Here is a 6008-nt window from a genome sequence, read left to right as displayed (position 1 = left end):
ATACTGTAACGATTCCAACTGTACGTGGAGCTAATGTTGTAACTGTTTCTTTTAAATCAAGGATTGCTACAAACTCGTTTAATACAATCTTCGTACCCATAATACCACCAGCTGGGATAATATCTTGAGTTGGAATACCCATTAAGAATGCGAATGGAGCAAGTATATAACCGAAGATTTGTTGTAACGTAATAGCATGTCCCATTGCACCTGAAGCTGCGCTAATTACGTAGTTTACAACTTCCATAACACCGATGAAAGCAATCATTAATGCAGCAACGATCCCAGCTACTTTTAAACCGTCAAGCGCACCGTTAATCATTGCGCCAATAAAACTGTCTCCAAATAGAGTTCTATCAAATTTTTGAATCACTTCGTCTTCTTTTTTCGTATCAACTGGTGTTAATAACGAACAAACGATTAAGCTTGAGAATAAGTTTAGCGGAAGAGCAGCTAGTACATATTTCGCATCTAACATCATTACGTATGATGCTGTAACAGAAGCAGAAACGGAGCTCATCGCAGAACAACAAATAATAAACATACGGTTTTTGTTAAAATGCTGTAAATCATTTTTAATAACGATTAACGCTTCACTTGAACCGAAGAATACAGAATTTACTGCGTGGAATGATTCAACGCGTGGTAAACCAGTAATTTTTGAAATTGCACCGCCGACAACGCGAACGATAAATGGTAAAACACCTAAATAACTAAAGATTGAAAGTAGTGCTGAGAAAAATACGATAATTAATAATACATTTAAGAAAAAGACAAAATCTCTTTGAATCCCATTAAAGAGAAAATCGACACCTGTCGTACCAAGTTTAATTAGTTTGTTGAAAACTTTACTAATGAAAATAATGATTTGTTGACCAACCTTTGTAGCAAACATAAACCAACCGATTAAAATTTGGAAACCAATCATAATTGCAATTGCGCGGAAGTTGATTTTACTTTTGTTGTTTGACAAAGCAAAACATAAACCTAAAACGACAAGAATACCGATAATGCTCATTACATATTGCATGTAGTTGCCCCTTTCAGAAGTTCGTATAAAGTTTGTACATAAAACGCTCGTTATATTACTAAAAATAAAACAAAGAGGTTTTATGTCATACGTAAGATGTCTGACCTTTTAGAAAAGTAAAAATAAAAAAAGACCCATATGGATTCACTTTCATCTATGAGAGAAAGCTAATCAATATGAGTCCTTTTTTGCGCATAGGCTAATATTCATTAGTTTTCCCCATAGTCCAGCAATTTAAGGTTGCCGGGTAGAAACTCTCGATCCATATTATCGAGTATATATGAGGTAACATCGTCCGTATTAAATTAGTAGTAGCGTAACATTACTAGAGAACTATCGTCAATAGCTTTTTTTCTTCCAATAGAAATAGACCATATAAGTATGATAAAATGTAACGCAGTGTTATGAAAAAGAGAGGTCGGAAAATGAGTACAAAAATGACGCCACCAGTTGAAAAAAACGAGTTTATAGATGTAGTATTTGAAGATTTAACACACGATGGTGCCGGTGTTGCGAAAGTAAAGGGTTATCCTATTTTCGTTAAAAACGGACTACCAGGTGAAGAAGCACAAATTAAAATTATTAAAGTGAAGAAAAACTTCGCGTTTGGTCGTTTGATAAAACTTCATACAGAGAGCCCGTATCGTAAAGATGCAGAATGCCCAGTATACAACCAGTGCGGCGGTTGTCAGCTTCAGCACTTAACATATGAAGGACAATTACAAGCGAAAGAAAAACAAGTACGTGACGTTATGCAGCGTATCGGTGGGTTAAGCGATATCCCTGTTCATCCTGTACTTGGCATGAAAAACCCATGGGTATACCGTAATAAAGCACAAGTACCGATTGGGGAACGTGAAGGCGGACTTGTAGCTGGATTCTATCGTCAAGGAACGCATGACATCATTAATATGGAATCATGCTTAATTCAGGCAGAAGAAAACGATGCATTAATTCAAGAAGTGAAACGTATTTGTGAGAAACATGGTATCTCGGCATACAATGAAGAGCGTAACAAAGGAACACTACGCCACGTAATGGCTCGCTACGGACAAGTAACAGGGGAAATTATGCTTGTCTTCATTACACGTACAGCAGAATTACCAAACAAAAAAGCAATCATTGAAGAAATTGCAGCGAAATTCCCAGAAGTAAAATCAATCGTTCAAAACGTAAATACGAAACGAACAAACGTTATTTTCGGTGATAAAACGACAGTACTGTACGGATCAGAATATATTTATGACTTTATCGGTGACATTAAATTCGCGATTTCAGCACGTTCATTCTATCAAGTAAACCCAGAACAAACGAAAGTGCTATACGATAAAACGTTAGAATACGCAAAGTTAGATGGTAACGAAACAGTAATTGATGCATATTGCGGAATCGGATCAATCTCTTTATTCCTAGCGCAAAAAGCGAAAAAAGTGTACGGCGTTGAAATCGTCCCAGAAGCAATCGAAGACGCAAACCGTAACGCAGCACTAAACAACATGACAAACGCTGAATTTGGCGTAGGAGAAGCAGAAGTAGTCATTCCAAAATGGTACAAAGAAGGCGTAATCGCCGACACAATGGTCGTAGACCCACCGCGTAAAGGTTGTGACGAAGCGCTATTAAACACAATCATCGACATGAAACCAAAGCGCGTCGTATACGTATCATGTAACCCAGCAACATTAGCACGCGACTTAAAAGTACTAGAAGAAGGCGGATATAAAACACAGGAAGTACAGCCTGTTGATATGTTCCCGCATACGACTCATGTGGAGTGTGTGGCTTGGCTTAAGTTGGTATAATAGAAAAGCAGTTGATATAGGAAAAATCTATACCATCTGCTTTTTGGTTTACAAAAATACCATTCATAAGCGATTTTAGTTAAAATAAATATTGCTGATTTTCACAAATTATAAATTGAGAGTTTGAAATTGCATTCATAATGAGAGGATTTGAATTTGAAATGATAGATAATTTTTGGCGTGAATTACCACGACCATTTTTCGTACTTGCACCAATGGAAGATGTGACAGACGTCGTTTTCCGTCACGTAGTAAGTGAAGCTGGCCGACCGGATGTATTCTTCACAGAGTTTACAAACTCGGATAGCTATTGCCATCCAGAAGGTATGAAAAGTGTACGTGGCCGTTTAATTTTTACAGAAGATGAACAACCAATGGTAGCACATATTTGGGGAGATAATCCTGAATATTTTCGTCAAATGAGTATAGGTATGGCAGAGTTAGGATTTAAAGGTATCGATATTAATATGGGATGCCCAGTACCGAATGTAGCATCGAGAGGAAAAGGTAGCGGCCTTATTCTACGTCCAGACGTTGCAGCAGAATTAATTCAAGCAGCAAAAGCGGGCGGATTACCTGTCAGCGTAAAAACGCGACTTGGCTTTAAAGAGTTAAGTGAGTGGGAAGATTGGTTAACGCATATTTTTAAACAAGATATTGCAAACCTTTCTATTCATTTACGTACAAGAGAAGAAATGAGCCAAGTAGATGCGCACTGGGAACTAATTCCGGAAATTAAAAAATTACGTGACCGCATTGCACCAAATACGTTAATAACAATCAATGGAGACATTCCTGATCGTCAAACTGGAATGGAACTTGCTGAAAAATACGGTATTGATGGCGTTATGATTGGACGAGGAATCTTTAAAAATCCATTTGCTTTTGAAAAAGAGCCGAGAGAACATAGCAGTAAAGAACACCTTGATCTTCTAAGACTACAGCTTGATCTTCAAGATCAATATGCGGAAGTACTACCACGTTCAATCACAGGGCTTCATCGCTTTTTCAAAATTTATGTAAAAGGATTCCCTGGAGCTGCTGAACTAAGAAATCAATTGATGAGCACGAAATCGACTGATGAGGTGCGTGCGTTGCTTGATAAGTTTGAGGCAAGTGTTAACACGGCTGGAGATAGTGAAACAGTGTAACTTTTGAAAGTTAGAGCTGATGGGGTGTATCGATTTTATGAGCGTTTGTTTCAGTTTAATTAAGGTGAGCTGTATCATAAGTAAGTGAGGTATTCTATGTAAAACAGGGGGAAGAAAAGAATACAGGAGAAAATCGAAAATGGCAGGTTGATCTTGATTTTCACTGATATTATCATGTTTATTTTATTATGCCTATAATTGGAGGCCATGTGAATGTTAAGTGATCAGGCGAGATATTCTAGGCTCGCGAATATAACAAAAATAATAAATACAAAATTAGAACTACGTGAAGTATTGCAGCGTGTAACAATGGCGATATCAGAGGAGATTGTTAGGTGCAATGCTGTTGGAATTTATTTACCCCAGGAAGATGGAACATTTAGAGGGTTTGCAGGAAAACCAGAGACCATAAATGGTGTAACGCTCGATACGCAAGTAATTGATCCTGAAATAGACTTACTGGCAAAAGAAGTTATTGAAACCAAAAAAACGATCTATATTCCTGATACCTCAAAGGATCATCGGCCGGATCCTAGACCAGTTGATGCGTTCAAAATTAAGTCCTTATTAGCCTTGCCTATCTCATTCGGGCAAGAGTTATTTGGTCTGGTTTTTTTATTTGATTATGGAACTCCAATGAACTTAACAGATTCAGAAATTCAAAGTGTTGAAGCTTATGTAAATATGGCTGCGGTCGCAATTCAAAACGCAAATAATTTAACACAAAAGGAAAACCTTATTGCCGAGAAGCAGTTGTTACTAAATGTTACCCGTGATTTATCAATGTGTTCCTCGATACAGGAGAGTTTTGATAAATGTTTTTTTTACTTAGGACAGATTTTAGAGAGTAAAAACGTGGCTGCCCACCTTTTAGACCCGTTAGACAAAAAAACGATTAAAACAACGAAGTTAAGTAAGGACTGTAATTGGACAGAAGTGGATTGGATGGAAAAAGCTATGACGCCAAGATCCAAGAGGTTATTCAAACAAAAAATATAGATAGTAAGGGTCTTTTGATGATCCCATTGGTTTCAATAGGAGAAGTATTAGGGGTAATTGTCGTTGGTAAAGAGGGAAAATCTTATAATTACGATAATTCCCAAATCCAATTGGCAAAATCTATCGTTGATGCCACAGCTCCTACGTTTTCAAACTTGTTATATATGGATCAACTTGAAAGCATGGTGGAAGAGCGAACGAGAGAACTAGCTGCTGCTAATGAAAAAGTTACAAGTGTGATCGAAAGTATTACGGATGGATTCTTTACTTTGAATAATAAATGGGAATTTACGTACGTAAATAAGCATCAATATTTTCCACAAAGAAAAACAGCAAAAGATGTATTAGGCAAGAATATACGGGAGGTTTTCCCGAGTAGCGTCGACACAGTTATGTATAAGGAATTTCATCGTGCAATGTCAGAGCGAACTACAGTTCATTTCGAATTTCTTTCTATATCTGATGAATATTGGTACGAAGTTAGTGCATACCCGTATGATGATGGTATTTGTTGTATTTTTAAAAACATAACGGAAAAAAAGCAATATGAGCAGGAATTGAAAAGGTTATCAAACATAGATTTAATAGGGAAAATGGCAGCAGGTATTAGCCATGAGATTAGAAATCCAATGACAACAGTACGAGGATTTTTGCAATTATTAAAAGAAGAGAACATCTATGAGAAACATAATAATTACTTTGATTTAATGATAGAAGAACTTGATCGCTCCAATTCTATTATTACTGAATTTCTCTCAATGGGTAATACAAAGAAATCGGATTTGCAGATGTTAGATTTAAATTTAATTATTCATGATACGATTCCTTTAATAAAGATTGATACGCATAATCAAAATAAATATATTCAAGTCGATACAAATGACATTCCGGAATTACTTTTAAATCGTAATGAGATACGGCAATTATTAATAAACCTATACCGTAATGGCTTAGAAGCGATGAGCACAGGGCAAGTTCTAACCATCAGTACCTACAAGGAAGGTCAAAATTGTGTGGTGCTTGCAG

General features: G+C 36.7%; 3 protein-coding genes, 1 pseudogene and 1 riboswitch. Of the genes and pseudogenes, 3 read left to right on the top strand and 1 reads right to left on the bottom strand.

The window, feature by feature from the left end:
- On the bottom strand, nucleotides 1-1030 hold a 1030-nt coding region (locus tag JDS92_RS29360; protein ID WP_199632993.1), incomplete at its 3' end, for a NupC/NupG family nucleoside CNT transporter.
- A gap of 202 nt (nucleotides 1031-1232) precedes the next feature.
- Nucleotides 1233-1334, bottom strand: a riboswitch (purine riboswitch).
- A 121-nt stretch (nucleotides 1335-1455) separates the two neighbouring features.
- Between JDS92_RS29360 and rlmD the strand changes: the two genes are divergently transcribed.
- The 3 genes and pseudogenes from rlmD to JDS92_RS29345 form a co-directional block, all read left to right on the top strand.
- Nucleotides 1456-2832 (top strand): 23S rRNA (uracil(1939)-C(5))-methyltransferase RlmD, encoded by a 1377-nt coding sequence (gene rlmD / locus JDS92_RS29355; RefSeq protein WP_097959757.1) that lies wholly within the window; start codon nucleotides 1456-1458, stop codon nucleotides 2830-2832.
- 161 nt (nucleotides 2833-2993) lie between these two features.
- On the top strand, nucleotides 2994-3983 hold the full coding sequence (locus JDS92_RS29350) for a tRNA dihydrouridine synthase (RefSeq protein ID WP_000566715.1): 990 nt from the start codon (nucleotides 2994-2996) through the stop codon (nucleotides 3981-3983).
- Between the two features lie 213 nt (nucleotides 3984-4196).
- Nucleotides 4197-6008 (top strand): annotated as a pseudogene (locus JDS92_RS29345) (GAF domain-containing sensor histidine kinase); the annotation flags it as partial.

This window comes from Bacillus cereus group sp. N12 (genome assembly GCF_016483575.1).
Taxonomy (GTDB): Bacteria; Bacillota; Bacilli; order Bacillales; family Bacillaceae_G; genus Bacillus_A; species Bacillus_A toyonensis.
The sequence above is the reverse complement of the archived record's forward strand: the minus strand, read 5'-3'. Positions and strand labels throughout refer to the sequence as shown.